Raw genomic sequence first — 24,646 nt, forward strand, 5'->3', positions numbered from 1 at the left:
CCGGTAGCTGGGGCCTGAATGTTGTCTTGCAGGCCCGGCAGGTGTATCGGCGGCGGACCACCCAGAGAGTGACCCGCTTGCCGTGGATGGGCAGATCACGATAGGGAACGTCACGCTTGCCGAACCGCACGAACTCACCCTGCACGCCGCACCCCTCGCAGGCTACTGGTGTAGGTGCTTCAAGCCGAAAATGTATGTCTTCATTCTGCTCATCAGAATCCACCAACTGGTACCCAGGAAGGCTTAACGAATTAATCATCTCCCGCCTTGATCAGAAAAACAGGTAGGTGGCGTAACCGGCAATCATCGCCATAGCAAAAATGACTGCTAAAAACGCCGCTAAAAGCTTCAGCGTGAACAAAGAGCGCAACAGAATGAGCTCAGTCAGGCTGGCTCCGGCACTGCCGATGATCAACGCTAGCACCGTCCCGGCACCCACGCCTTTGGCCATCAGAGCCGCTGCCAGAGGTATGACGGCTTCAGCGCGAATATACAACGGCACGCCGATGACAGCGGCAACTGGAATGGCAAAGGGATTATCTGGGCCTGCATACTGCTCCAATAAGTCAGTGGGCATGAAACCATAGATCACGCTGCCAATCGCAATACCGATGAGCAGGTAAGGCAACACATCGATAAAGTCCGACCAAGCTTCCCGCCACACACCACTGTACTTCCCTTCTTTCTTAACCGTGACAGTGGGTTGACTGTCACAGCATTCGCTAGACGTAGAGACTGTTGTCTTCCTATCAGCCCCGCAAGAAGCCGTCTTCGGAGTGGTGTCGCAGCTGTTGGTGCCGCAACTCGATGCGGTCGATGTAGCACTGCACGGGCTTGCTGATGAACTACATCCACTGCTCTCTTGTGTCGCCGTCCGGCGCACATAACGCTCGAAGCCAAGCGTGTGAAGCAGCCATCCGGCACCTACCGCGACCACCAAAGCGGCGAGCACATAGATAGCAGTAAGTGTCCATCCAAACGTGGCAACCAGCAGGCCGACGACGATAGGATTCAGCAACGGAGATGAGAAAAGAAACACCATCATCGGCCCAAAACCGGCCCGTGCCCGAATCAACCCTTTCAACATGGGGATAGTCGAGCAACTACAGAAGGGCGTTATAGCTCCTAAACCAGCAGCAAGAAAATAGCCTCGCTTCCCACTGGAAGTCAGTAACGCTTCCACCTTGGATGGTGGGATGTGACGTTGAAGAACTCCGACCAGCAAGCTAATGCCAATGAATAAAACCGATAGCTCGATAGCGAGAAAGGCGAACATGCCTAGAGCGTCTTGGAGTTGAGATGACATTCAATATTACTCCTATATTTCTAGTATTGTCGAAATGATGTACGCAGCCTACTTGCGTTTATCCGACCTGTCAACTATAATTCTAGAAACATCGAATTATTGGGGCGTGCTATGGATCACGAAAAGGTTGCAGCCAGCTTAGCTGAGCTAGGGAATAGTCACCGACTGTCCGTGTTCCGCTTTCTGGTCAAAGCTGGCCATGATGGGGCTTCGGTCGGAGATATCCAGAAGGGGCTGGGTATTCCTGCTTCGACGCTATCACATCACCTTGCGCGCATGGCCAAGGTAGGGCTGATCCGGCAGGAGAAACATAGCCGCACGATTGTCTGTATACCCGAGTATGGGCACCTAGAGAATTTGATCGGTTTCTTACAAGAGGAATGTTGTGCAGGTGTTCGGATTGCGCATGAACCAGAACCGCTTTGACGCTTGCCCAGCTCTCGCTGTCCTCCCTAGTCAGCATCGCTATGAAGACTCAGGCGAAGGTGGAAACAGAAAATTGGCAGTAGAGTAGGCTGAAGAGGATCAATCAGATAATCCGCTGAGAAAGATTTTCTTCTTTACATCTTTGGCATTTTATCAACCAGAAATTCCGGATACCCAGATTTCTGTTATGGACGAAGCTAGCACTGACCTGCTTGATAGCCATCCGAAATAGGTTCTGGCTACCCCCTTTCGTATGGAGGTATTGCCTGTATTTTTTTGGATCTCTACGGTATGTCTCACGTCGCATCCGGTCTAAATCAAACCCAAAGCCGAGCCAGCCAACTGGGGTTTCAATGGCGAAGGGTAAATAGGACTGTTTAAGATAATCACGTTGGCCCAATATGTTCTGGATCCTAGTATATAAAGCTTGGTCCCAGATTTTTATCCAGTCGAATAGCGCTTTTATCGTGGTGGGCATTTCTTGCGGTACTGCTGGTAAAGTCCTTGTTCTAAGTATCCAGCATTGGAAGTGTGATGATTTAAGCTTGGCTCCTAAAGCATTAGCCAATCTTGTCGCTTCGTCAGGAGAATTAGAAATGAGAGCTCGTTTCTTATCCCCGGTCTCTAGAATAAAGTAATTCGCCGTTGTTGCGCTTCGTTTGATTTCGCCCAGCAGAACCTGCCGTGGCGGTAATAATTGGCCGTATTCCCAGTGAGCGGGGAACTCGTTTTGAATATCTGCGACGCGATAGCTCGAATCTAAACAAATTCGGTCAAGAATTGCAGTGGCTTGGTCGAGGCACTGAAGAATAGCTGTAGCTGGATCATATCGATCCAGCGTTACGGAGCCTGGAGCGAAGTAGCACAAATTGCCAGCGACATCTACGTGGGGCATCAGCTCTGGGAGAAAAGCCTGCCTTTCAAGAATTTGAATATGAGGGTAGTTCAAAAAATCCCAGTCGGAAATTGTTAGCCTAGCGTTGACCTTTCCTCTCTTACAGACCAGCTCGCCTTTAAATGAACGGGCTGGACTGCGAGCAGCGATTGGGGCGAACCCTCTGGCCTTCAGTGCTCGCAGAGATTCACCCAGCTTGGACATCCAGATCAGCCAGCCTTGGTGGAAAGAACTACTGGAGGTGCGACCCGTAAAGGTGCTGTATTCCGGATAGCGTCGGCCCCAGCGTCCACTTCGATCAAGGAGATATCGTTAGGAATACGTGCGCCGAACTGGCCACGAAGCTGGCGGATGACATCAAGCTTCTGGGTCTCATGTATTGATCTTAATTCTTGCATAGTGGACGCGAGTGTCCTGAAGCGTGTCGACGCCAGGCGGCGGTCTTCTTCGCTCAAGCGGTTGAAGTCTTCTTGTCCATTGTCGATACCCTCCTCGTGAATGTCGCTCAAAAACATCTGACTGAGGTGTCGGGACGTCTCCTCCAAGGCAATGTCATCACGCCTAGGACGGGGCTCAAACTTCTGAGCAGCAGCAATCATGATGGAGACTGAGGTGGGCCCGCCCGATGTCCAGTGAAAGTCACGCCACCCTTTCAAATAACGGCATACCCTACGCAATTGTTCCCCGTGCTCTTCAATCCGATCTCTGAACCAATTCGCTATGACCTCTGGATCAGAGGCTTTCCACTCACCACTGCGAGTGGCCATCACTACATGATCGAGATCCTCCCATTGCTGCTCCTGAATCTGATTCATGGCAAAATCGAAGTCTACTGTATCCATCAGTGCTTCGCTTTTGCGCATCAATTCGGCGCAGGCTTCCGCCAGATCAACCCTCTCTCTAACCTTTTCAAACTCATCTTCGGGTGCAGCGTATAAAGGAATATCCAGGTGAGCCCAGTTAGCGACCTGAATTCGAATACATGTATCTTTACCAAACAGAAGCTGCCAATTTTCTTGAGCACACAAGTCCCCAAGCGCGTACTCGACTAAGTCGAAGTATGCTTTGGCCATAGCATGCGGTGGGCCGTTCTCTTCCCAAACAGTTACGGGCAGATAGACGCCAAAGTCCCAATCCATCTCTTGCGTTGGCATTCGCTCAGGGATGATGCAAGTGTTGTAAGCCCAAGAGCCTTGGGTGCGGAAGCGTGGCTCGACCACACGGTCCATACCCAGCTCTTCCTTTGTTGCTCTGCGGATGCGTGACCTAAGATGCTCGCGCACTTTGTTTTTGCAACTGATCAAAAACTTGCGTTGTTCCGACGTTGGGACGATCCGATCTTCGTAAACGTCAGAGTCGTTGCCGCCCTTGTGAAAGAGCTTGCTGTATTTGAGCATCAAAAATTCTCCTTGGCGGCATTATGACCGTGATAAAAAACTGGTGGACTGGGCTGATGTGCAAGAAATGGCTTAGATTCAGCCGAGCCTAAAAATGCCTTTGATCGTTCGGACCCAGCTCCCAGAAGAGCCTCTCGGGCAGATGCATCCGTTTTATCGAGGGCCACAGCCTTGGACACTTCGTCAGTAAGTGCGTCATCAATGAGGGTATATCTGCCCTCAAGCTGGTGACCCAGAACTTTGTGTGTAAGGGTTTCCAAAACCGAAATCGAAACACTAAACAGCCGCTCTGGTGTCTTGGCTGGCTTCAGCCCCCCCCAGTCAAAGGTTCCTCCGGCGCGATTGCGTCCGGGATTAGCGGTGAACTTAGAGGACATGGTTCCTACGGCAAGGACGTAAATAGACTCGATGGATTGCCCCATGAACTGCTGGGCTTCATGGACTGCAAGTTGCCCTGGAGCATTGGCATACAGCCCCCCATCGACATATTGGTTGTTGTTGAAGGTGTGACGCGGGAAATACATAGGGGCTGCGCTGGTAGCAAGTGCCACGTCAACTAGGGCAAATTTGTGGTCACGAATGAAATCTAGGTGATGAGGTGTCTTGAATAGCTGTGGCTCGCCCCGGGAGTAGTTGATAGCGGGTACGATTACTGGATGCTTACATTCCCCAAGGGGCTGTTGGCCAAAGAGAGATTCGTCTTGCAATAGGCGCTTCAATGGCTCGGGGGAATAGGCAGATCGCAAAGTGCCAAAAAAGTTGAAGCGCGGCTTGAAGATATCTTCACCGTGCTTCTCAAAGAGGTCGACCATTTTCTGAGCAGGAATTTCTAGTGCTACAGCCAAAGCCAAGATGCCACCGATAGATGTACCTGCGATCAGATCAAACTTTGAAGCGATTGGTGCTCCTATCTGATCCTCGATGTCAGCAAGTATCTTCGCGGTGTAAAGCCCACGAAAGCCTCCACCAGAAAGAGCTAGGATCTGGAACCGCTGCTGTTTTGTATCGATCACTGGCACCTTCTCTAAACTTTGTTGTACTGAGGTTATGAAGGCAAGGTGGCATCATTGCAAGGGGGGAATAATGATAAATTTTAAAACCAGCGAGTTTCCATGCAGCTGAGGCTTGTTTATCACGTTAATAGGTCGTTTTTTGTCAGTACAACGAAGATGTATTTTTGGCCGGTGTCTGCGTGATGGGACCGGCCGCTTCCGGGCCAGAGTGTGTGAAAACAGTCACTCAAACTGAAGTCTGCACTACTACGTGAAATCCAGAATTTTTCTGGAGGTCAGTAGACCTAGATTATGCATAGGAACGCGATTTCCAACCCTGCGTCGGACTCCAAGCGCGCTGAACAACGTTTTTACACACTCTGAGCCGTTAGCGGTACTTCAGAAAAGGGAGCCCATCTCGCTTGCGCCGAGAATAGTGGCACCTAGCTCCCCCTTGGAGATATCCGAAAGCCCACTCACTAGATGTGGATTTTTGTATCTGTGCAATCGACCTGTAACACAGCCGCGAAGACTTGGGCGCGCGCGACAGCCAGGCGTCCCCAGGATAAAACTGCCATACTTTAGCTTTATATAGCGAGGGTGACGTTATGGGCATGTCTGATAGCTGGCGAGTTGTCTGCCAAGATCCTGGGGATGGCAGCGGAGACGTTATTGTTGAGCTTCCATACGAGCTACTTGAGAAGCTTGGTTGGACTTTGGGAGATGAGCTGGCAATTGAACAGGGAGAGGACGGCATTTCGCTAAAGCTCAAACACCGAGCTTTTAACGCACCCTCCTAGGGGCGGACCGCTGGCAGCATCAGCTTTTGGCCGAGAGCCTCCATAATGGATAGCACCAGCAGCGGAAGATTGTCGATTACTCCAATGAGAGATCACCTGGACCCAAATAGCTTCCTTCCAGTCGTACCCGGTCAAAACTGAAAACGTGTGCATACGGGCTTTCATTGCATCGTCCCACCAAAGGCAGCACCTGATCTGGCTTTCCCCTTGAAAGCAGCACGCGGCCGCCGCAGATTGGACAGTCACCGCTGAATCGAACAATCCTAGTCCACTGCTGTTTGTCGCTATCGCGGTGCATTTCGAGTTCTGCCGAGTCTTCCTTGAACGAAAGGAGTGCTGCCGAAGCCTTCACTACACGCTCATCTACCAAGCGCACCCAAGGGCTGTAAAAGCTAGTCCAGATGATCCAGCCGCATACCGCGAAGAATGCAGTGCTCAACAGTTGTCGAAGCGAAAGGGCTGCGTGGAGACTCGACACACTCCACATTCCCGCAAGCAACCAAACGACAAAAAGCAAAAACCCACACAGAGTCACGCCAAACAGGGCGAGCCCTCGCCAACTGCGGTTTTTTAGCGTGCCGTTAGAGAAAATGAACCGCAGCAGTAATGATGGCTTCACTTCCCCCAGCTCAGATCTCCTATACGTCAGTTGCCGACAACCAATCGCCGCTCCTTCTAATTCGTCAGCTAGTGGAATGGCTTCCGTGTCTAGCCAGTACGTACGCTCAATGCCTTTCCCGCCTTTTCCTCCATCAGTTCGGATAGCAGGCATTTGGTCCAAGCCCGCGCGTTGCAGGCGGATAATTAGCGACGCTTGGCGGGACTCCAAGTAACTTTCCAACAGGCCCGGTTTCAACCATTTTGCAGGATCGGCATTCCGAGCTATTGTCTCGCCCTCTACGCACAAAAGTAATGCTGACCGCGGATAAACCTGAGGCTCGCGTCCTCCCCGCTCGATATCAGCCAGCTTCTTTTGAACCATGAACCGCAAAATTCGGTATGCCTTGGAATCAGCAGGAGCCTCTATCAGCTCCTCTTCGAAGCATCGCATCACATCCTGCACCACGCCTCCATTAGCCCTGAAAATGCGGGCGCCAGCTTAATCATTAGCTACACATACCCCTTTGCAGGGGGTTTGGGGGAGGTTTTACCCCCGACGAATAATGACACTTGGGACCTTCTTTAGACCAGAGGGATAACACCATGACCATGTTCGTAGCGCTCAACCAAGCTGGGAAACTTACCGACATTGAAAATGCAGAACGCGGTCTCGCCTGCGATTGCACATGCATTGGTTGTGGAGAGACTGTAGTCGCCAGAAAAGGCTCGATTCGGGGCCACCATTTCGCCCACCGCTCAAATAAAGAAAGCTGCATCATTCAGCCTGAAACGCTCCTGCACCTGTACGCCAAAGAGCTAATTTGCGAGGCGCAAGGCCTGCAGCTTCCGCCTTTACCAGGCGTTTCTCCGAGCACCAATGACAAAAGTAGCTGGTGGGATTTCGAAAACGTAATTCGTGAGGTCCCTCAAGCAGGATTTCAACCTGACCTGGTAGCTGCTCTCAAAGATGGCACCGAGCTTTTTATCGAGGTTGCTGTGACGTCGTTCATCAATGACGACAAACGTGATCGCATTCAAGCTGCGGGTATTCGGACCATAGAGCTGGATTTACGTGAGCTCCTGACAAACCAGCACCCGGTACCATCCGAAGAGGTGAAGCGCTATATCCTAGATGACGCTCACCACAAAACCTGGATCTATCCTGCGAGCCCCGATGTTCTTCAGCCCCTCGAAATTACCACCCCGCCCTACCCCCTTGAGCATCAGCAGCCGAGAGTGCCGACAGAACATCGCTTCACCATCATGCAGATGTGGGTTTCCGCTCGGACGTTGCCCAGTGGTTCCATCGCAGTGCGTTCCTGGTCATACAATCCGCAGATTACTGAGCTACTCAAGTCATGGCGAAATGAGCTGGGTGGCGATTACAACTCCAGATATAAAAGCTGGATCTTCGGTTCTGGGTGTCATGAGAAAGTTCTAGAGAGATTGCGGAGTCTGAGTGAGAGGTGATGGCGGGATCGTTTTGACGGAGCGTCTGCCGTTTTAGATTAATTGGCGCTTCCCGAAACCAGGAACCACATCGCTCCCAGTACGCGTGTGGTTCGACATTGCTGTGTCTAACCATGACTCCAAGTGACGTCAAACTCCTACCCGAATCCTACCCGAAACCGGAAATCAGGCAAAAAAAGGCCCACCCTTTAAGGTAAGCCTTTGATTTTACTGGTGCCGGCACCAAGAGTCGAACTCGGGACCTACTGATTACAAGTCAGTTGCTCTACCAACTGAGCTATACCGGCATGGGCACGCATTATATATGCCTAAATTTTTGTGTAAAGCCATGCGACGCATCAGTTTGCATTTAAGTGCGTTTTTTTCTTCAGTGCGGCGTCTGGTCACTTGTGCATTACTTTTCGTTAATCACTTGACTTAACACGTGCAAGCTGTTGTTTTGCCGAGTTTATCAACCGTGATCAATTTTCATACGAAAGCTGCCAGCACTCGTAATTACTGGCCCTCAGAGAGTTACCACCGTGTCATCAACACAGTTATGCACAGCTGACGTGGATAACCTCAATTATGCAAAATCTGTGGATAAGTCTGTGCACTAGCAGTTCATAGACTGGTGATTAATTGTCAGACATTTTTTCTGCCAACAGCAGCAAATTGCGTGGCGTCAGGCTTGGCGCGCAGAATTCGCCAAGCTGCACCCGGTAGCCAGCATCCTGCAGGTAGAGCGCGCGGTCGAGCAGCAGCCAGATTTCCAGCGGGCGGCGAAAGAGCCCGCGCACCAGCTCCAGGTTGCGTACCTGGGCAAGCCGCTGCCAGCCGCGGCTTTCGAGTTGCGTCCAACTGGCGGGGGCTGCCAGATGCAGCCGGTGGTGCGCAGCCAGGCTATGACAGAAACCGGCGAAGCCCTGGGCAGTGCCGCCTAGCGGCTTTGATGGCGTGGATAAGTACTCATCACGGCCCCGCTCTTCCCGTTGCCATAGGTCAAAAGCCAAACGCCAGGCCATAGAGCGATCACGTTGTTCGCGCTCACGGCGCCCAGCCGTAACCGTCTCCTGTAAAGGCAACCCCAGATCATCTCGGCTTAGCTGCAAGCGCGCCTTCCGAGCGACTACAGAGAGCGGCTGATAGTTTTCCCCAGCAATGCGGTTATAGCAGCAAGGCGACAGTGCCAGTTGGTGGCAGCTACGCGAGACAACCCGTTCAAGCAAGGTGGTATGTAGTTGGCCACAGGCATGCAAGGCGACCAGACTATCGCTGTTATCGAACAGCATAGAGGCATCAGCGGCCAATACGTCCTTGTCCATATGGGTAGCATCAATACCAAGCGCGCTACTAAGCTCTGCACCAGCCAGGTTCAATGCCGGGTCATGCTCCAGACAGCTGAGTGACTGCCCGCCCTGCCAGGCCAACAGGCGGCCTAGGTGGCCCTTGCCCGCGCACCAGTCGACCCAGCGGACGGTGGGCTGATCAAAGCGCGCAGTCGTGGCGTAAGCAAACTCGGTAATCTGCTGCCATTTGCGGCCGGGGACATGGCGGTACAAGGGTTCAGGGAGGTGCCCGGTAGAGTCGCCCTGCCAGCGCGGCAGCCGACAAAACTCCTGCGCCTCGGCGGCTAGCTGCGTGAAGGGAGCCGGTGCGCTCAATAGCTGAGGTTGATGGTGTGCAGCTTCTGCCTCGGCCAGGGTTCGCTGTCGCAGCCAACCGGACAGTTCAGGGTAGTCGGCCTCCCACTCGAGCGTGAGTTGAGTGAATGGCTTCGGGCGCCACAGTTGCTGGTGTTGCTGCAGCCAGCAATCAAGCTCAGCAAAGCGCTGGGCAAAACTCACACGAGCTTGCTCAGCGCGATTGCCGACTGGCATCAACCTTGAGCCAGCGTTCTACCAAGCGAAACAGCTGGGTAAATACCAAGGTAATAATCAGGTACATCGCCCCCGCCACCATGAAGAACAACTCATATTCATAGGTCCGCGAGTTGATAGTGCGGATAACTCCCATGATATCCATCATGGTTACGGTGTAGACCACCGCACTGGCTTTGAGCATCAAGATCACTTCATTGCCGTAGGCAGGCAAGCCGATACGAATGGCGCGCGGCAGAATGATGTGCTGCAGAGCCTGACGCTTGGACATACCCAGTGCACGAGCAGCCTCAACTTCTCCCGGCGGAACCGCCTGAATGGCGCCACGCAGGATCTCGGCAATATAGGCAGCGGTGTGCATGGTCATGGTGATCAACGCACACCAGAAGGGCTCACGCAAATAGGGCCAGAGAAAGCTGTCACGGACCACCTGAAACTGCGAAATACCGTAATAGACCAGAAACAGCTGCAGCAGTAGCGGCGTGCCGCGAAAAAAGAAGATGTAGCTGTAGGGTAAGGCACGGATATACCAATGCCGAGAGGCGCGCGCCAACCCCAAGGGGATCGCCACAAAAAGACCAATCAGCACAGCCAGGCCAACCAGCTGCAGCGTCACCAAAGTACCGTCCCACAACTGCGGTAGAAAGCGCTCAATCAGCGCCCACTTCTCGGCCAGAATCATAGCTCGGTCCTTACATAGCCACGATTGGCCCGGTTTTCAAACCAGTGCAGCGCACCCATGATAAAGACCGTTAAAAACAGGTAAATGCCAGCGGCCAACAAGTAAAAGGTGAAAGGCTCCTTGGTCGAATTGGCAGCGGCCTGCGCCTTGCGCATGATTTCATCAAGCGTAATCAGCGACACCAACGCGGTGTCCTTGAGCAGAATCAGATATAGATTCCCCAGACCCGGCAGTGCGACGCGCCAAAGCTGAGGCAGCGTTATACGATAGAAAATACGCCAATTGGACAAACCCAGCGCCAGGCCGGCCTCTTTTTGGCCAGTCGGAATGGCGAGCAGCGCACCCCGAAAAACCTCAGTGGCATAAGCACCGAAACATAGTGCCAGTGCCAGGGTGCCGGCAACAAAAGGGCTGAGCGAAAAACGCGGATAGCCAAAATAGGCACCCAGCGCGTTGAAAGCGGATACGGTGCCGAAGTAGATCATCAATACCCAGACGGTTTCCGGGATACCGCGTACGACCGAGGTGTAAAAGCCACCCAGACCACGTGCAAAGACATTGTTCGACACCTTGGCAGACGCACCGAGCAGGCCGAACAATAGGCCAACGGATACCGCGGCAAGGGACAAACGAATGGTCATCCAGGTCCCTTCGAGCAGGGCTGGACCGAAACCTTGTAAATCAGGCATGGGCATAGTTCCAGGCCGGGCCCCGCAGAGCCCGGCTGGTCATCAGTAAATGCTGAAAGGGAAGTACTTGGCGTTGATGTTCTCGTAAGAACCGTCGTCAATGATGGCTTGCAATGCAGTATTCAGGCGCTCACGCAGCGGGTCACCCTTGCGTACAGCAATACCGATCTGGTCATTGTCGAACACGGGCTCGCCCTTGAACTCAAAGTTGGCGCCAGCGTCGCTTTGCAGCCACTCGTATTGCACGAAGTTATCTGCCAGTACGCCGTCAATGCGACCGGAGTTCATATCGAGGTACGCGTTTTCCTGGGTGTCATACAGACGAATATCCACGACGTCAGCCATATTGTCTTCGAGCCATTGGCCGGCGATGGTCGCACGCTGGGCGCCGATCGTCTTGCCTTTCAGGCTAGCTTCATCGACTTTGAAATCAGCTGACTTGGGAGCAACAAACTGCAACTTGTTGGTGTAGTAAGGATTGGTAAAGTCAACCGCCTGTTTGCGCTCGTCGGTGATCGACATGGACGCGACCAGAAAGTCGAATTTGTTGTTCAGCGCGGGAATGATGCCGTCCCAATCCGAGGTCACAACTTCACAATCAACTTCCATCTTGGCGCACAGGGCGTTAGCGATATCGAGGTCAAAACCAACCACTTCACCACTGCTATCCACCAGGTTAAATGGAGGGTAGGCACCTTCAGTACCGATGCGCAGCGTCTCGGCAAAAGCCGGAGCACTCATAAACAACGCTGTGGCGGTTGCCAGCAAAACTTTCTTGTATTGTTTCATGGACCTACTCCTATTTGTGGCTTGACATGAACTGTCTGCAGCGTTCGGAACCGGGGTTATCGAACACCTGATCCGGCGTACCGATCTCTTCGACCAGCCCTTGGTGTAGAAATACAACCTGGCTCGAAACCTGTCGAGCAAAACCCATTTCATGGGTAACCAACAGCATAGTACGTCCTTCATCCGCCAATGCTCGAATTACCGTCAACACCTCGTGAACCATTTCTGGATCAAGTGCTGAAGTGGGCTCATCGAACAGGATGACGCGCGGCTGCATGGCCAGCGTGCGAGCAATCGCGGCACGTTGCTGCTGGCCGCCGGACAGCTGCGCCGGGAAAGCGTGGCGCTTGTCGGCTATACCGACCTTTTCCAGAAAGGCTTCGGCCGACTCTACCGCTTCAGCCTTGGACTGACCCAGCACACGACGAGGTGCCTCGATAATGTTGTCGAGAATGCTCATATGCGGCCACAGATTAAAGCTCTGAAAAACGAACCCAACACGTGCCCGCAGACGATTGATCTGCTTGCTATCGGCAGCAACCAGCTCGCCACTGCGCGCAGGCTTAAGTTTGAGCTCTTCACCGGCAACCAGAATCTGGCCTTGATGGGGGTTTTCCAACAGGTTAATGCAGCGCAGCAACGTACTCTTGCCTGAACCGGAAGAGCCGAGAATAGAAATAACGTCGCCATCGTTGGCGACCAGGTCAACGCCCTTGAGCACCTCAAGGTCGCCGTACCGTTTGTGCAAGTTGCGCACTTCTAGAGCGGGCGAAGTCACTTATCGTTATCCACTAGGCTTTTAGCCGTCAGGTGTATTACCACCGCATTTGTGATGCGGCAGCCGGGGTGCAGCGTTCTCTGCAGACGCCCGGTCGTCATATTCTGGCAAAATTAGCACAGCTAATCCGCATGACCAAGAACCCTCTTTCGGTCACGCCGCTAAAATCACAGGCAAAACGCTTGCCAAGATGCCAGCTAGACAGCTCTCAACTGCCAAAAACAAAAAAGCCCGCTGGGGTTGCCAGCGGGCTTTCGTAATAAGTGGTGCCCAGAGACGGAATCGAACCGCCGACACGAGGATTTTCAATCCTCTGCTCTACCGACTGAGCTATCTGGGCATCAAGGGCCGCTATTAAACGGTTTAAGCCTTTTTGTGTCAAGCGCCAAACGAAAAATATTTTCTACTTATCAGCCGCTTACCCAAACATCATGCGCTCGGAGGCACGTATCCCTCGGCTTGAGCGTAATCTTCACCGGCCAGAAACTTGTCCATTTCAGCCTGGATAAAGCGTCGATCTTCCGGATCCATCATGTTCAGGCGACGCTCATTGATCAGCATCGTCTGGTGCGCCTGCCAGTCATCCCAGGCGCGCTTGGATACATCCTGAAAAATCGCTTCGCCCTTGGGACCGGGATAAGGCGGCCGCTCTAGACCGGGCAGTTCTTCTTTGAATTTGCGGCACATAACCATGCGTGTCATCGCGGGCTCCTTCAGGCAACAGTGGGAACATAGGACTCAACCAGTTTCAGCAGCTTTTTAACTGGCGCTGCCAGACCAAGACGACTGGGCTGGCGCAGGTTATACCAGACCTGCCCCGCTTCAGCCACGCCAGCACTGGCGTCCACCCGTAGCAGCAACGGCTGAATATCCAGATGAAAGTGGCTAAAGGTATGCCGCAGCGCCGGTAAAGACTCACGACTATGAACACGCAGCGCCTGCACACCTAGCCACTGGGCAAGCTCTTCCTCGCCATCCAGCTGTGGCGGGCACCAGAGGCCGCCCCATAGGCCACTCGGCGGCCTGCGCTGCAACCACACCTCGCCATCCTGATTCATCAACAAGGGCATCACGCACTGGCGTATCGGTACTACCTTGCGCGGTTTGGACGAAGGGAAGCGGGTAGGCTCACCGAGCATTCGCGCCTCACAGCCGTCCTTGAGCGGACACAGCAGGCAGGATGGTTTAGTGCGAGTACACAGGGTCGCCCCCATATCCATCATGGCCTGCGTGTAGTGCTGCACCCTGTTTTGGGGCGTATAACGCTCTGCCATGCTCCACAAGCGGTCATGCACCTTCTTTTCGCCCGGCCAGCCCTCGACCGCGCCAAAACGCGCCAGTACCCGTTTGACGTTGCCATCCAGAATCGGCGCCCAGATCCCCATACTCAAAGAGGCGACCGCGCCAGCGGTCGACCGGCCGATACCGGGGAGCTCAATCAGCCCCTCAATACTGCGCGGGAATTCACCGGAGTGCTCGCTGACCACCAGCTTGGCCGCCTTGTGCAGATTGCGCGCCCGACTGTAATAGCCAAGCCCGGCCCACAAATGCAGTACCTCGTCGTCACTGGCGGCAGCCAGGGCATGCACATCCGGGAGCGCTTGCATGAAACGCTCGTAATAGGGAATGACGGTGGCTACCTGCGTCTGTTGCAGCATGATCTCAGACACCCACACGCGGTAAGGCGTCATGCCCTGCTGCCAGGGCAGGTCCTTGCGTCCGTGCAGGTCATACCAGTCCAGCACCCGCTGGGCGAAGTCATCAGGGCTCAATTGGAAAACAACCCCTTGAGTGCATCGCGCAGCTGAGGTGCCTTGTCGCCCAGTTTCTCGTCGATACGCTCTTCCAGCTTGCGCTTGGCTTCATTGCCAAGTAACTGGCCAGCTACCCGGGTGACGCCCTCGCTATCAACACCACAGCTGCTGGCCGCGTTATGTAAATACCCTTGGCAGCGCACGGGCCACTCGACCCCCACATAGCGCTCGTTAACCTGGCAGGCTTCATCCGGCATGTCGCTCTTGTCACCTTCCAGCAGCAGACCAATGCGATAGTCCAGACGCTGATCTGGCAGATTAACTTCGCCTTTGCCCTTGGCCGTGATCCCCGGCAAGGAGGCGACCAAATCGCGATTGGTGATCTGGCCATCACGTATGCTGAAACTACCGTTCAGCTGTCTGAAGGGGGTGTTTTCACTACCATGCTCGCCACTGAGCGACTTGCGATTGGCCAGGGCGATAGCGCGGCATAGCTGCTGCTCGAGATTCACCCCCAGCAAAGCGCCATCGTCTACCTGGAAGCGAGCGTTGCCGCCCAGAGTATTCATCCAGCGACGCATGCTGTTGCCGCGCATGCTCAGATCCATATTCAGGTTCAGATCGCCACGTACCTGAGCCGGCACATCGTAGGCCTGTTGCGCAGCAAGCGAATCCAAACCAGCGATCTCACTAGTCAGGGACACTTTGACCGGAGTCTGGCGGGTGTCAATTTCACCTTTGCTGGCGAAGGTGCCGGAGAATATTCCGCCATCGAGCTGTTTGAGCTGGATGCGACCATCGCGCGCCACAACCTCTACCTTAAACGGCTGGATGCTTTGGCCGGTCAGGGTGAGCTGCTTCAGTGCGAGGCTACCGTCCACATCGAGGGCGGCCAAGCGCTCCAATGGCAATACCGACTCATCACTCCATTCTGCTGGCGCCGCGGTCGACTTGCTGCCGCCAGTTTGCTGCGATGCAGTGCCATCTTTCTCCTCGACCGCGGGCAGATAGTTATCCAGATTGAGGCTATCGCCCGCCAAGTTAAAGCGCAGCGCCTGGCGCTCAAAGTCAGCCACGCCCATTTGCCCTTTCAGGGTTGCACCGTCAACCAACAGACTCAGATCCCTGAGCATCATGCTGGTAGCAGAGCCATCCAGCTTGGCGGACAGCGCTATCTGCGAAAGTCCGCCCGGGTCGGCCATATCGGGCAACTCCTGCCCCAAATCACGTAGCAGATCGCGACCATCAAACTCGGCCACATCAATCTGGCCCGCTAATGTCGGCGCAGTATCCAGGGCGGTGACCTTCAATGCGCCGGTCGCGCGCATATCGCCCAATGACATACGCAGCTGGTTCAACTCTGCCACCTGTGCGGTCAAGTCCAGCAGGCCATCGCCTTGCAGCTGGAGATTGATGGCACGACCGGAGAAGGGTTCGCCACTGGCGTCCACTTTCATCTCCACAGCGCTGAACTCGTAGCGTTTCAACCCGAGGTCGAACTGAGCAACGGTTTTCATATCCAGGCGTACGCGCAACGCGGGCTTATCAGTAGTCAACAGCCCTAGAAAACTGACATCAAAGGGTTCGCCTTCGATCAACGCGCCCGTGGTCAGATTGGCCTGATCAAGGCTCAGTACCTGCCCGCTCTGGCGATCTTCGTAACGTACGCTGGCATTAGTCACCTGCACACTTTCAACCGCAAAATCCATCTGCTTGTCTTCAGTGGTAGAGGGTGCACCGGAACCGCCATCAGCGCCTTCGGCTGCAGCAGATTCCTGCGGGCCAATGCTGGCCCAGTTACCTACGCCGTCATCACCTTTGACCAGTTGCAGGTGCACGTCGTCAAGAATCACATCACTCATGCGCAACTGACGACGCAACAAGGGCAGGACCTTGACGCCAAGCCCCAGAGAGCCCACCTGCGCCAGCGACTGATCTGGATGCTCAATGGGTGCCACGCCCACATCCTTGAGCTCAATACCCAGCCAAGGGAACAGCGACCAACCGATATCGCCACCCAGGGTCAGCTCAATATTGGCCTGCTCACGTGCGGCCTGCTGAATCTCTTCCTTGTAATCATTCGGATCGAACATCCGGGTGAGGAAAAACAGCACGCCGACAGCCAGCACCGCAATGCCGAACACCACCAGCCCTAGTACCTTGGCAAAGGCTTTCATCACTTCTCCTTATTGGCCCCGCCGAAAACACTTCTGCGGGGTAATACAACCTTGATTTCAGCTTTGATTTCAGCTGGCGTCCAGCATCCGACCTACCTGATCCGCCAGCGCTAGACTGGCAGTCAATCCCGGCGACTCTATGCCAAACAGGCTGATCAAGCCTTTCACGCCATGCGTAGTCTGATCTTGGAGGACGAAATCCATGACCGGTTCCCCCGCCCCGCTCAGCTTGGCCCGAACGCCAGCGTAGGCCGGCTGCAATCGCTGCGGATCGCAGCCGGGCCAGTAACGCTGCACCGCTGCCGCGAATGGTTGGCGACACTCTTCATCCACAGCGTAATCCAGCTGATCGACATAGCGTACATCGGGACCAAAACGCAGCTGCCCACCCATATCCAGTGTTGCATGCACACCCAAACCGGCCGTATTGACCTCCGGCATAGGGTAAACCAGATGACGGAAAGGCGACGACCCGGCATAAGCAAAATAACGGCCCTGGCACCAGTGCACGGGTGGCACCTGCCTCACCCCGGTTACCGATTGCTGCAACTGCTGCGCAAAGAGTCCGGCGGCATTGACTACCTGCCTGGCGGTAAGACGAAAAGGGTCAGAGCCGCTCATACCTTCGACCGCCAACCCCGCCCCACAAGGCACAATACGCTGCACCTGACTGCGACAGATCAGACTGCCGCCGGCTGATTGCAGGGCAGCCTCGAAGGATTGCATTAGCACATGGCTATCCACAATCCCCGTCTGCGCCGAGAACAGCCCCGCCACAGCCCGCACCTCGGGCTCCATCGCACGCACTTGCGCCGCATCAAGCCACCGCAACGCCACGCCGCTAGCCGCCGCATTGGCCTGCAACCGCTCGAGAGCGGGAATCTCCTCTGGCGTCACGGCTACCAGCAACTTACCAATACGCCGGTGCGGCACCGCGTACTGCTTGCACCACGCGTACAGCAGATCGCGCCCGGCGACGCACAATCGCGCCTTGAGCGAACCCGGCGGATAATAGATACCGGCGTGAATGACCTCGCTGTTGCGGCTGGAACTGTGCTGGCCGATCCAATCTTCCTGCTCAAGCACCAGCACGCTGCGCCCAGCACGCGCCATGTGCTGCGCCAGGGCCAGCCCCACCACACCAGCACCAATCACTATCAGGTCAAAATCCGTCGTCATAGCCTCTATCTCTGAGCTCTAAACACCCGGTCATTTCACTACGCATTCTGCCCAGGCCTCAGCGCCGATCACAGCCCACTAGCCCAGCGACCAGAGCAATCAATCAGGCCAATAAGTCCGCGGTAGCCCAACCGGGCCACAGACACGTATAATGCCCGCCCTTGACCGACAATTTCAGCGGAGATTCATCATGGCCGAGCGCAAGGCCAGTGTCGCGCGCGACACTTTGGAAACCAAGATCAATGTAGCCATCAACCTTGATGGAACGGGTGCGGCAGACTTTGACATTGGCGTTCCCTTCCTTGAACACATGCTCGACCAGATTGCCCGACATGGCCTGATCGACATGACCATCAAGGCCCGAGGCGATCTGCACATCGACGACCACCACACGGTTGAAGATGTGGGCATCACGCTGGGCCAGGCCTTTGCCAAGGCCATCGGTGACAAAAAAGGCATCCGCCGTTATGGCCACGCCTATGTACCTCTGGATGAAGCACTGTCACGTGTCGTGATCGACTTTTCCGGTCGTCCCGGCCTGCAGATGCATGTGCCCTTTACCCGCTCCAGCGTCGGCGGCTTTGATGTTGACCTGTTCATGGAGTTTTTCCAGGGCTTCGTCAATCACGCTCAGGTTACCCTGCATATCGATAACCTGCGCGGTGTGAATACACACCACCAGATTGAAACCGTGTTCAAGGCCTTTGGCCGCGCACTGCGCATGGCTATCGAGCAAGACGAGCGTATGAGCGGCATCATGCCGTCTACCAAAGGCTGCCTGTAATCCATGTCGAGTCATGTAGCGGTTATCGACTACGGCATGGGCAACCTGCATTCGGTTGCCAAAGCACTGGAGCATGTCGGCGCGCAACAGGTTGAAGTGACCAGCGATCCACAGGCCATACTTAATGCCGATCGTGTGGTACTACCTGGCGTTGGCGCGATCCGCGATTGCGTCAGCGAACTGCGCCAACTGGGCCTGGATCAGGTGGTACTGCAGGTCGCCAGGGAGAAACCCCTGCTCGGCATCTGTGTCGGTATGCAGATGCTGCTGGAGCACAGCGAAGAGAATGGCGGCGTTGATAGCCTTGGCCTGTTTCCCGGTCAGGTGAAGTTTTTTGGTGACGAGCTGTACGACGCAGACGTACGCCTCAAGGTGCCGCACATGGGCTGGAATCAGGTGCAACAAACCATCGACCACCCGCTCTGGCACCGCATTGAACAGGATGCCCGTTTCTACTTTGTGCACAGCTACTACGCCGCACCCGGCAAAACCGGACAGCTGGCCGGGCGCTGCCATTACGGCGTCGACTTCGCCGCGGCACTCGCGCAGGACAATGTATTCGCCACCCAATTCCACCCTGAGAAAAGCCACACCAACGGTCTGCAGCTGCTGCAGAACTTTCTCGCCTGGGATGGGCGCTGGTAAAGATCAGAGCTGCAGGCTGCAAGTCGCACGTCGCAAGCAAACCCGCTTGCCGCTCGCCGCTTGAAACTTGAAGCTCTTTTTCCAAAGGAAAAAGTTATGCTCATTATTCCCGCTATCGACCTCAAAGACGGTGCCTGCGTACGCCTGCGCCAAGGCCTGATGGACGATGCAACGGTGTTTTCCGATGACCCGGTCGCCATGGCCGCCAAATGGGTCGAGGCCGGCTGCCGTCGCCTGCACCTGGTCGACCTGAACGGTGCCTTTGAAGGCAAGCCGGTCAATGGCGCCGCCGTGACTGCGATTGCCAAGCGCTACCCCGACCTGCCAATCCAGATCGGTGGCGGTATTCGCTCACTGGAAACCATCGAAGAGTACGTCAAGGCCGGTGTCAGCTACGTCATCATCGGTACCAAGGCGGTAAAAGAGCCTGAATTTGTAGCCGAAGCCTGCCGCGCCTTTCCGGGCAAGGTCATCGTTGGCCTTGATGCCAAGGATGGCTTTGTCGCGACCGACGGCTGGGCCGAGGTCAGCAGCATTCAGGTGATCGATTTAGCCAAGCGCTTTGAAGCGGACGGTGTCTCTGCCATCGTCTACACCGATATTGCCAAAGACGGCATGATGCAGGGCTGTAACGTGGAAGCCACCGCAGCGCTGGCGAATGCCACCTCGATACCGGTTATCGCCTCCGGCGGCATCCATAATCTGGGTGATATTCAGACCCTGCTGGATACCACCACACCCGGCATCATCGGCGCCATCACAGGCCGTGCTATTTATGAAGGCACGCTGGATGTCGCGGTAGCACAGGCCCTGTGTGACGAGTACGCGGCCAGCAATAAGTAAAAGCTGGAAGCTGGAAGGCATGCGTCGGGGAAGCTCGACGTCAAGCACATACAATACTTGGGCCGAGCAGCATCGGCCGAATTCGATGCTTTTGCTTTAAGCTTCCAGCTTTTAGCTTCAAGCTCGCCAAAAGATCTGGAGCTAATTACCTATGCCGCTCGCCAAACGCATCATCCCCTGCCTCGACGTAGACAACGGTCGCGTGGTGAAAGGCGTCAAGTTCGAGAATATCCGCGATGCTGGCGACCCCGTTGAGATAGCACGCCGCTACAACGAGCAGGGTGCCGATGAGATAACCTTTCTCGACATCACCGCCAGCCACCAGGAACGCGACACCACGCTACATACAGTGGAACGCATGGCCAGTCAGGTATTCATTCCGCTGACCGTGGGCGGCGGCGTACGCACGGTTGCAGACATTCGCAACCTGCTTAATGCCGGTGCCGATAAGGTCTCGATCAACACCGCAGCCGTGTTTAATCCGGAATTTGTGGGCGAGGCCGCGGATCGGTTTGGCTCGCAATGCATTGTGGTTGCGATTGACGCCAAGCGAGTGTCCGCTCCAGGCGAGCCGGGCCGCTGGGAAATCTTCACCCACGGCGGTCGCAAGCCAACCGGACTGGATGCAGTGGAATGGTCGCGCAAAATGGAACAGCTGGGCGCAGGCGAAATATTGCTCACGAGCATGGATCAAGACGGCGTTAAAAGCGGCTACGACCTGGGCGTCACGCGCGCTATCAGCGATGCGCTGCATATCCCGGTCATTGCCTCTGGCGGCGTCGGCAACTTGCAGCACTTGGCTGACGGCGTAACCCAGGGCGGCGCAGACGCCGTGCTGGCCGCCAGCATCTTCCACTTTGGTGAATTTACCGTCGCCGAGGCAAAAGCCTACATGGCTGAACGCGGCATTGAGATGCGCCTCTAAGCGGGCCAGCTCAGGTTAATGCGGGCGCGTCAGTAGCGCCTGCACACTCACCAGCCTTACACCCTCGCGCTCTTCCAGTTCCGGCAAGCGGCGCTCGAGAAAACTCAGACTCTCAGGATAGGGATGACCAATCAGCACCGCTGAACCCTGCTTGCGCGCCAGCGCCAACGCCCGCTTAAACTCCTGTTCCAGCCCTGCCGTGCTGCGTTCGTTATCCAGAAAGACATCACGCGATACGCTATCCACATTCAACGCCTGCGCGGCAAAAGCCGCCTGCGTGTCCTTGGTTGTGCGGCTATCCACAAAAAACAGCTGGCGCGCAGCCAGCTGCGCCATCAGCCAGTCCATGCGCTCGCGATCGGCCGTCAGCTTACTACCCATATGATTATTGACGCCCTGAATCGGGCTGAACGCATTGAGACTGGCCTGCAGCCGAGCATCAAACACGCTTCTACCCATCTGTGTATCCAGGCCGCCCTCACCCATCGAAAGCGAGGCCATGCTCTCCATCGGCAGGTGCAGCATAACCGGGTTGCCCGCTTCGGCAGCGAGCCGGGCCAACAGCTGCGCGTTGGGCGTGAAAGGCATAATGGCCAGCGCCACCCGTCCCGGTAGCGCAATGACCCGCTCACCCGCAACGCGGCTTTGGCCTATATCGTCAATAATGATACTCAGCACTGGGACCCGCAGCGATGGCTGTGCAAACGCTGCCGGGGCAGGCATCTCAGGAATGACGACGGGAAGCAGCTCAACAGCCGGCACGCCGGGCTCCGTCAGCAGAACCTCGGCAGCCGGCGGGACAGGGCTTTGCGGAGCATCAGTCGGCAACGGTGAAAGCGGTTCACTAGCGACGGGAGCTGCTTGCTGAGCCGACTCAGCGGCTGGTTCTGGCGGCTGCTCATCAGTGCACCCGCCCAAAAATAGCGCAGAGATCAGCAACCAGGCCATCAACAGCCGCGATACGCGCGCGCAATCAGCTGCAGCTATAAATAGCCTGACCACCTGCTGAACTTACTGCACGCGTTCGCGGGCGACGTTCAAGCCTTTCAGCAGGCTAACGGCCTGGCTAAGCTGATAGTCATCAGCCAGAGGGCTGGCATCTTGACGGGCAGCCGACGTCGGACGCTCATTGCCACTGGCGTTGTTCAGATGGCCAGCCAGATCAGCCTCACGGTAGCTGATTTCACTTTCATCCAGCGTCAGGTGGGCACGCTCCACTCGGATATCCGGAACAATACCCTGCGCCTGAATAGAACGACCCTTCGGCGTGTAATACAGCGCGGTGGTGAGCTTGAGACCGCGATCATTGTTCAATGGCAGCACCGTTTGTACCGAGCCCTTGCCAAAACTGTCGGTCCCCATAATCACTCCGCGCCCCAGATCCTGCAGCGCACCAGCAACGATCTCTGAGGCAGAGGCTGAGCCGCCATTGATAAGTACCACCAGGGGCACGTCGCCGGAGGGATTATTGCTGGTCGCACTGAAACGCATTTCTGCATTACTCAAGCGGCCCTTGGTATAGACGATCAAGCCTTCGTCGACGAAGGTATCTACCACTTCGACTGCTGACTGCAGCACACCACCTGGGTTGTTACGCAAATCCAGCACCAGCCCCTTGAGCTCGCCATCGGCTTTCAGGCGGTTAACACTAGTGCGCACTTCGTCCCCGGTATTGACCTGAAACTGGGTAATACGCAAGTACGCATAACCGGGCTCAAGCATCTCGGACTTAACACTCTTGACCTTGATAATGGCGCGCTCCAGCGACACCTCGAACGGCCGACCGTTATTTCTCACCAGCGTCAAACGAATGCTACTGCCGGGCTCGCCGCGCATTTTGTCGACCGCATCCATCAGACTCATGCCCTTGACCGGCTGATCGTCAATCTTGACGATCAGGTCGCCCGCCTCGATACCCGCCTCGGCGGCGGGCGTGTCATCGATCGGCGAAACCACTTTGAGAAAGCCGTCTTCCTGACCAACCTCAATACCCAAGCCGCCGAATTGGCCCTGAGTCGAGTCCTGCAAACCGGCAAATTCATCCGGCCCCATATAGGCGGAGTGCGGGTCCAGTCCTTCAAGCATGCCGCGAATCGCATTTTCCAGCAGCGTGGCGTCATCCACCGGCTCAACATAAGCCGTGCGGATACGCTCAAACACTTCAGCGAAGGTACGCAAGTCATTCAGCGGCAGGGGAGCAGCAGCCTCCTGTGGTGCTTCTTGCGCATACACAGGAGCCAAGCTGAGACTCAGGCTCAGGCCGGCTACGAACAGACTACGCACTGCAATCATGAAACTCTCCCAACGCAAGAAAGACGGACAGCAACCAAGCTGCGAACAGGCGACAACTCAGGTGGCATCATCCCGACAGCATACACCAGGCCAATGGATCAAGGGCCTGCCCTCTGTGACGGATCGCAAAATACAGCGATGGTTCAGGTAAACCGCCACTATTACCTACCGTAGCGATAGCTTCGCCCGGCTGTACCCAGGTGCCCACCTCGCGCAGCAAAGTCTGGTTATGGCCATAAAGACTGAGGTAGCCGTTGCCATGATCCAGAATCAGCAACAGCCCGGAGCCACGCAGCCAGTCCGCGAAAACCACGCGGCCGCCGTGGATGGCATGAACCTGAGTACCTAACGACGCGGAAACCAGGAGGCCATCCCACTTCAGCCGGGCATCCCCGCCGCGCTGACTGCCGTAGCGAGAGACAATGCGCCCACGCACCGGCAGCGGCATCTTGCCTCGCGCCTGGGCAAAGGCAAGGCCGCCAGCAGGCCAAGCAGCCGGCGTCTGACTGGCATTCTGATTTGCACTCTGGCTTTGGCTGGAGGCTTGGCTCCTCGCGGGAGGCGGCGTAGGCGTGGGCAGGCTGGTAATGGCTTCGTCCAGCTGCTTGATCAGTTTGTTCAGCGCCGCCCGCTCGGACTGCCGCGCGGCGAGTTTCTGCGCTTCTGAACGACTTTGTCCCTGCAGCGACGCCAGCAACTGGGTACGCTTATGCTGTTGTGTCTGCAGCGCGCTTTCACGCACCTCCAGATCTTCGCGCGCGCCTCGCAGGTCGGCTTGCTCGCGCACGATCTCGGCACTGGCCAACTGAATCTGGCTCAGCGTGTCATTAAAGCGGTTAATCTCCTCCACACGCGCCTGCCCCACGTACTCGTAATAGCGCATCATTCGCGCCATGCGGCCCGGGTCATCCTGATTAAGCAGCACTTTAAGGTACCCCTGCTGCCCGGCCATATAAGCCGCCCGCACCTGCTGGGCTATTTGCTCCTGCTGAGCTTCCAGCGAAGCCTGCAGCTCCTTAGCCTGTTCGCGCAGGTCCAGCAAGCGCGTCTCACCGTCGCGAATCTGCTGCTCTAGCTCGCTGCTTTCGCGCTTGAGCCGGCCGATATCCGTTTCGCTTTCTTTCAGCTCGGACTCTAGCCCGGAGACTTCCTGCTTCAGCCCATCGAGCATATCCTTCAAGCGCTGAATATCGGCCTGAGTCTTTTCCAGCTCAGCACGCGCCGCACGCGAATCGGTTTCCTGCGCAGCGGCAGGCGCGGCCGCGCTCAGCACCAGCACACTCATGCCAGCGGCGATCACCGCTCTACCGCAAAACCTTGCCGCTACCAACAGCCACTCCATCGGCCCTGCCTCCCGCTGCGGA

At 55.8% G+C, this 24,646-nt stretch carries 24 protein-coding genes, 2 tRNA genes and 1 pseudogene; 7 read left to right on the forward strand and 20 right to left on the reverse strand.

All coding sequences use genetic code 11. From position 1 onward, the window contains the following. Together EF096_RS09155 and EF096_RS09160 are read right to left on the reverse strand one after the other, a co-directional pair. Positions 1–259 (reverse strand): annotated as a pseudogene (locus EF096_RS09155) (transposase family protein); the annotation flags it as partial. 12 nt (positions 260–271) lie between these two features. Next, positions 272–1,306 carry a permease gene (locus EF096_RS09160; protein WP_000098298.1) on the reverse strand — a complete coding sequence of 345 codons (1,035 nt, stop codon included), beginning with the start codon at positions 1,304–1,306 and terminating at the stop codon, positions 272–274. Positions 1,307–1,417: 111 nt separating this feature from the next. Here EF096_RS09160 and EF096_RS09165 point away from each other — a divergent pair, with 111 nt between their 5' ends. Further along, on the forward strand, positions 1,418–1,732 hold the full coding sequence (locus EF096_RS09165) for an ArsR/SmtB family transcription factor (protein ID WP_000349485.1): 315 nt from the start codon (positions 1,418–1,420) through the stop codon (positions 1,730–1,732). A gap of 103 nt (positions 1,733–1,835) precedes the next feature. Here the strand turns inward: EF096_RS09165 and EF096_RS09170 are convergent, their stop codons facing one another. From EF096_RS09170 to EF096_RS09180, 3 genes are read right to left on the reverse strand one after another with little or no spacing between them, the layout of a single operon-like run. Beyond that, complete coding sequence (locus EF096_RS09170; protein ID WP_123889328.1) at positions 1,836–2,831, reverse strand: E2/UBC family protein; 996 nt, start codon at positions 2,829–2,831, stop codon at positions 1,836–1,838. Between the two features lie 5 nt (positions 2,832–2,836). Then, positions 2,837–4,024, reverse strand: a complete 1,188-nt coding sequence (locus tag EF096_RS09175) for a CBASS cGAMP synthase (protein WP_123889329.1) — start codon at positions 4,022–4,024, stop codon at positions 2,837–2,839. Further along, the gene (locus tag EF096_RS09180) at positions 4,024–5,037 is read right to left on the reverse strand and encodes a CBASS cGAMP-activated phospholipase (RefSeq protein ID WP_218565752.1); all 1,014 of its coding nucleotides are present in this window, start codon (positions 5,035–5,037) and stop codon (positions 4,024–4,026) included. The genes EF096_RS09175 and EF096_RS09180 overlap by 1 nt, the downstream gene beginning before the upstream one ends. 587 nt (positions 5,038–5,624) lie before the next feature. Here EF096_RS09180 and EF096_RS20580 point away from each other — a divergent pair. Then, on the forward strand, positions 5,625–5,816 hold the full coding sequence (locus EF096_RS20580) for an AbrB/MazE/SpoVT family DNA-binding domain-containing protein (protein WP_123889330.1): 192 nt from the start codon (positions 5,625–5,627) through the stop codon (positions 5,814–5,816). 76 nt (positions 5,817–5,892) lie between these two features. Here EF096_RS20580 and EF096_RS09190 read toward each other — a convergent pair whose 3' ends face one another. Next, positions 5,893–6,879: a hypothetical protein gene (locus EF096_RS09190; RefSeq protein WP_123889331.1), complete on the reverse strand. Its 987-nt coding sequence runs from the start codon at positions 6,877–6,879 to the stop codon at positions 5,893–5,895. A 140-nt stretch (positions 6,880–7,019) separates the two neighbouring features. Here EF096_RS09190 and EF096_RS09195 point away from each other — a divergent pair, with 140 nt between their 5' ends. After that, on the forward strand, positions 7,020–7,886 hold the full coding sequence (locus tag EF096_RS09195) for a competence protein CoiA family protein (protein ID WP_123889332.1): 867 nt from the start codon (positions 7,020–7,022) through the stop codon (positions 7,884–7,886). A gap of 211 nt (positions 7,887–8,097) precedes the next feature. On the opposite strand, the gene EF096_RS09200 is transcribed toward EF096_RS09195, so the two are convergent. From EF096_RS09200 to EF096_RS09250, 11 genes are all read right to left on the reverse strand, one after another. Next, positions 8,098–8,173, reverse strand: a tRNA-Thr gene (locus tag EF096_RS09200). Positions 8,174–8,503: 330 nt separating this feature from the next. Further along, complete coding sequence (locus EF096_RS09205; RefSeq protein ID WP_123889333.1) at positions 8,504–9,745, reverse strand: methyltransferase; 1,242 nt, start codon at positions 9,743–9,745, stop codon at positions 8,504–8,506. Beyond that, positions 9,723–10,427 carry an ABC transporter permease gene (locus tag EF096_RS09210; protein WP_123889334.1) on the reverse strand — a complete coding sequence of 235 codons (705 nt, stop codon included), beginning with the start codon at positions 10,425–10,427 and terminating at the stop codon, positions 9,723–9,725. The genes EF096_RS09205 and EF096_RS09210 overlap by 23 nt, the downstream gene beginning before the upstream one ends. Beyond that, positions 10,424–11,116, reverse strand: a complete 693-nt coding sequence (locus EF096_RS09215) for an ABC transporter permease (protein WP_372237878.1) — start codon at positions 11,114–11,116, stop codon at positions 10,424–10,426. The genes EF096_RS09210 and EF096_RS09215 overlap by 4 nt, the downstream gene beginning before the upstream one ends. A gap of 42 nt (positions 11,117–11,158) precedes the next feature. Further along, positions 11,159–11,905 carry an ABC transporter substrate-binding protein gene (locus EF096_RS09220; protein ID WP_123889336.1) on the reverse strand — a complete coding sequence of 249 codons (747 nt, stop codon included), beginning with the start codon at positions 11,903–11,905 and terminating at the stop codon, positions 11,159–11,161. 10 nt (positions 11,906–11,915) lie between these two features. Continuing rightward, a complete protein-coding gene (locus tag EF096_RS09225; protein ID WP_123889337.1) occupies positions 11,916–12,683 on the reverse strand; it encodes an ABC transporter ATP-binding protein in 768 nt (255 codons plus the stop codon). Between the two features lie 264 nt (positions 12,684–12,947). Further along, positions 12,948–13,023 (reverse strand) — tRNA-Phe (locus EF096_RS09230). 89 nt (positions 13,024–13,112) lie between these two features. Continuing rightward, a complete protein-coding gene (locus EF096_RS09235; protein WP_123889338.1) occupies positions 13,113–13,385 on the reverse strand; it encodes an oxidative damage protection protein in 273 nt (90 codons plus the stop codon). Positions 13,386–13,396: 11 nt separating this feature from the next. Continuing rightward, positions 13,397–14,455, reverse strand: coding sequence for an A/G-specific adenine glycosylase (gene mutY / locus EF096_RS09240; RefSeq protein ID WP_123889339.1), 1,059 nt, complete (start codon positions 14,453–14,455; stop codon positions 13,397–13,399). After that, the gene (locus EF096_RS09245; RefSeq protein WP_123889340.1) at positions 14,452–16,614 is read right to left on the reverse strand and encodes an AsmA family protein; all 2,163 of its coding nucleotides are present in this window, start codon (positions 16,612–16,614) and stop codon (positions 14,452–14,454) included. Before EF096_RS09245 ends, mutY begins: the two co-directional genes overlap by 4 nt. 69 nt (positions 16,615–16,683) lie before the next feature. Further along, positions 16,684–17,793 carry an NAD(P)/FAD-dependent oxidoreductase gene (locus EF096_RS09250; protein ID WP_123889341.1) on the reverse strand — a complete coding sequence of 370 codons (1,110 nt, stop codon included), beginning with the start codon at positions 17,791–17,793 and terminating at the stop codon, positions 16,684–16,686. A 190-nt stretch (positions 17,794–17,983) separates the two neighbouring features. On the opposite strand from EF096_RS09250, the gene hisB reads away from it, so the two are divergent. From hisB to hisF, 4 genes are all read left to right on the forward strand, one after another. Continuing rightward, positions 17,984–18,577, forward strand: coding sequence for an imidazoleglycerol-phosphate dehydratase HisB (gene hisB / locus EF096_RS09255; RefSeq protein ID WP_123889342.1), 594 nt, complete (start codon positions 17,984–17,986; stop codon positions 18,575–18,577). Between the two features lie 3 nt (positions 18,578–18,580). Continuing rightward, on the forward strand, positions 18,581–19,222 hold the full coding sequence (gene hisH, locus EF096_RS09260; RefSeq protein ID WP_123889343.1) for an imidazole glycerol phosphate synthase subunit HisH: 642 nt from the start codon (positions 18,581–18,583) through the stop codon (positions 19,220–19,222). Between the two features lie 96 nt (positions 19,223–19,318). Next, the gene (gene hisA, locus EF096_RS09265; protein ID WP_123889344.1) at positions 19,319–20,065 is read left to right on the forward strand and encodes a 1-(5-phosphoribosyl)-5-[(5-phosphoribosylamino)methylideneamino]imidazole-4-carboxamide isomerase; all 747 of its coding nucleotides are present in this window, start codon (positions 19,319–19,321) and stop codon (positions 20,063–20,065) included. 151 nt (positions 20,066–20,216) lie between these two features. Then, positions 20,217–20,990 (forward strand): imidazole glycerol phosphate synthase subunit HisF, encoded by a 774-nt coding sequence (hisF, locus tag EF096_RS09270; protein ID WP_123889345.1) that lies wholly within the window; start codon positions 20,217–20,219, stop codon positions 20,988–20,990. 15 nt (positions 20,991–21,005) lie between these two features. Here the strand turns inward: hisF and EF096_RS09275 are convergent, their stop codons facing one another. The 3 genes from EF096_RS09275 to EF096_RS09285 form a co-directional block, all read right to left on the reverse strand. Then, on the reverse strand, positions 21,006–21,752 hold the full coding sequence (locus tag EF096_RS09275) for a divergent polysaccharide deacetylase family protein (protein ID WP_158611255.1): 747 nt from the start codon (positions 21,750–21,752) through the stop codon (positions 21,006–21,008). A 249-nt stretch (positions 21,753–22,001) separates the two neighbouring features. Further along, entirely contained in the window at positions 22,002–23,282 is a 1,281-nt protein-coding gene (locus tag EF096_RS09280; protein ID WP_123889347.1) for a S41 family peptidase, read from the reverse strand. A gap of 67 nt (positions 23,283–23,349) precedes the next feature. Next, positions 23,350–24,624, reverse strand: a complete 1,275-nt coding sequence (locus EF096_RS09285; protein ID WP_123889348.1) for a murein hydrolase activator EnvC family protein — start codon at positions 24,622–24,624, stop codon at positions 23,350–23,352. Positions 24,625–24,646 lie beyond the last annotated feature (22 nt).

The sequence above is a fragment of the Pseudomonas neustonica genome (genome assembly GCF_003797945.1).
Classification (GTDB): domain Bacteria; phylum Pseudomonadota; class Gammaproteobacteria; order Pseudomonadales; family Pseudomonadaceae; genus Halopseudomonas; species Halopseudomonas neustonica.

Bases quoted from the DNA above. Each gene is read 5' to 3' on its own strand.
- EF096_RS09160 (WP_000098298.1), bottom strand. From the start codon at position 1,306: ATGTCATCTCAACTCCAAGACGCTCTAGGCATGTTCGCCTTTCTCGCT.
- EF096_RS09165 (WP_000349485.1), top strand. From the start codon at position 1,418: ATGGATCACGAAAAGGTTGCAGCCAGCTTAGCTGAGCTAGGGAATAGT.
- EF096_RS09170 (WP_123889328.1), bottom strand. From the start codon at position 2,831: ATGTCCAAGCTGGGTGAATCTCTGCGAGCACTGAAGGCCAGAGGGTTC.
- EF096_RS09175 (WP_123889329.1), bottom strand. From the start codon at position 4,024: ATGCTCAAATACAGCAAGCTCTTTCACAAGGGCGGCAACGACTCTGAC.
- EF096_RS20580 (WP_123889330.1), top strand. From the start codon at position 5,625: ATGGGCATGTCTGATAGCTGGCGAGTTGTCTGCCAAGATCCTGGGGAT.
- EF096_RS09195 (WP_123889332.1), top strand. From the start codon at position 7,020: ATGACCATGTTCGTAGCGCTCAACCAAGCTGGGAAACTTACCGACATT.
- EF096_RS09205 (WP_123889333.1), bottom strand. From the start codon at position 9,745: ATGCCAGTCGGCAATCGCGCTGAGCAAGCTCGTGTGAGTTTTGCCCAG.
- EF096_RS09210 (WP_123889334.1), bottom strand. From the start codon at position 10,427: ATGATTCTGGCCGAGAAGTGGGCGCTGATTGAGCGCTTTCTACCGCAG.
- EF096_RS09215 (WP_372237878.1), bottom strand. From the start codon at position 11,116: ATGCCTGATTTACAAGGTTTCGGTCCAGCCCTGCTCGAAGGGACCTGG.
- EF096_RS09220 (WP_123889336.1), bottom strand. From the start codon at position 11,905: ATGAAACAATACAAGAAAGTTTTGCTGGCAACCGCCACAGCGTTGTTT.
- EF096_RS09235 (WP_123889338.1), bottom strand. From the start codon at position 13,385: ATGACACGCATGGTTATGTGCCGCAAATTCAAAGAAGAACTGCCCGGT.
- EF096_RS09245 (WP_123889340.1), bottom strand. From the start codon at position 16,614: ATGAAAGCCTTTGCCAAGGTACTAGGGCTGGTGGTGTTCGGCATTGCG.
- EF096_RS09250 (WP_123889341.1), bottom strand. From the start codon at position 17,793: ATGACGACGGATTTTGACCTGATAGTGATTGGTGCTGGTGTGGTGGGG.
- hisB (WP_123889342.1), top strand. From the start codon at position 17,984: ATGGCCGAGCGCAAGGCCAGTGTCGCGCGCGACACTTTGGAAACCAAG.
- hisH (WP_123889343.1), top strand. From the start codon at position 18,581: ATGTCGAGTCATGTAGCGGTTATCGACTACGGCATGGGCAACCTGCAT.
- hisA (WP_123889344.1), top strand. From the start codon at position 19,319: ATGCTCATTATTCCCGCTATCGACCTCAAAGACGGTGCCTGCGTACGC.
- hisF (WP_123889345.1), top strand. From the start codon at position 20,217: ATGCCGCTCGCCAAACGCATCATCCCCTGCCTCGACGTAGACAACGGT.
- EF096_RS09280 (WP_123889347.1), bottom strand. From the start codon at position 23,282: ATGATTGCAGTGCGTAGTCTGTTCGTAGCCGGCCTGAGCCTGAGTCTC.
- EF096_RS09285 (WP_123889348.1), bottom strand. From the start codon at position 24,624: ATGGAGTGGCTGTTGGTAGCGGCAAGGTTTTGCGGTAGAGCGGTGATC.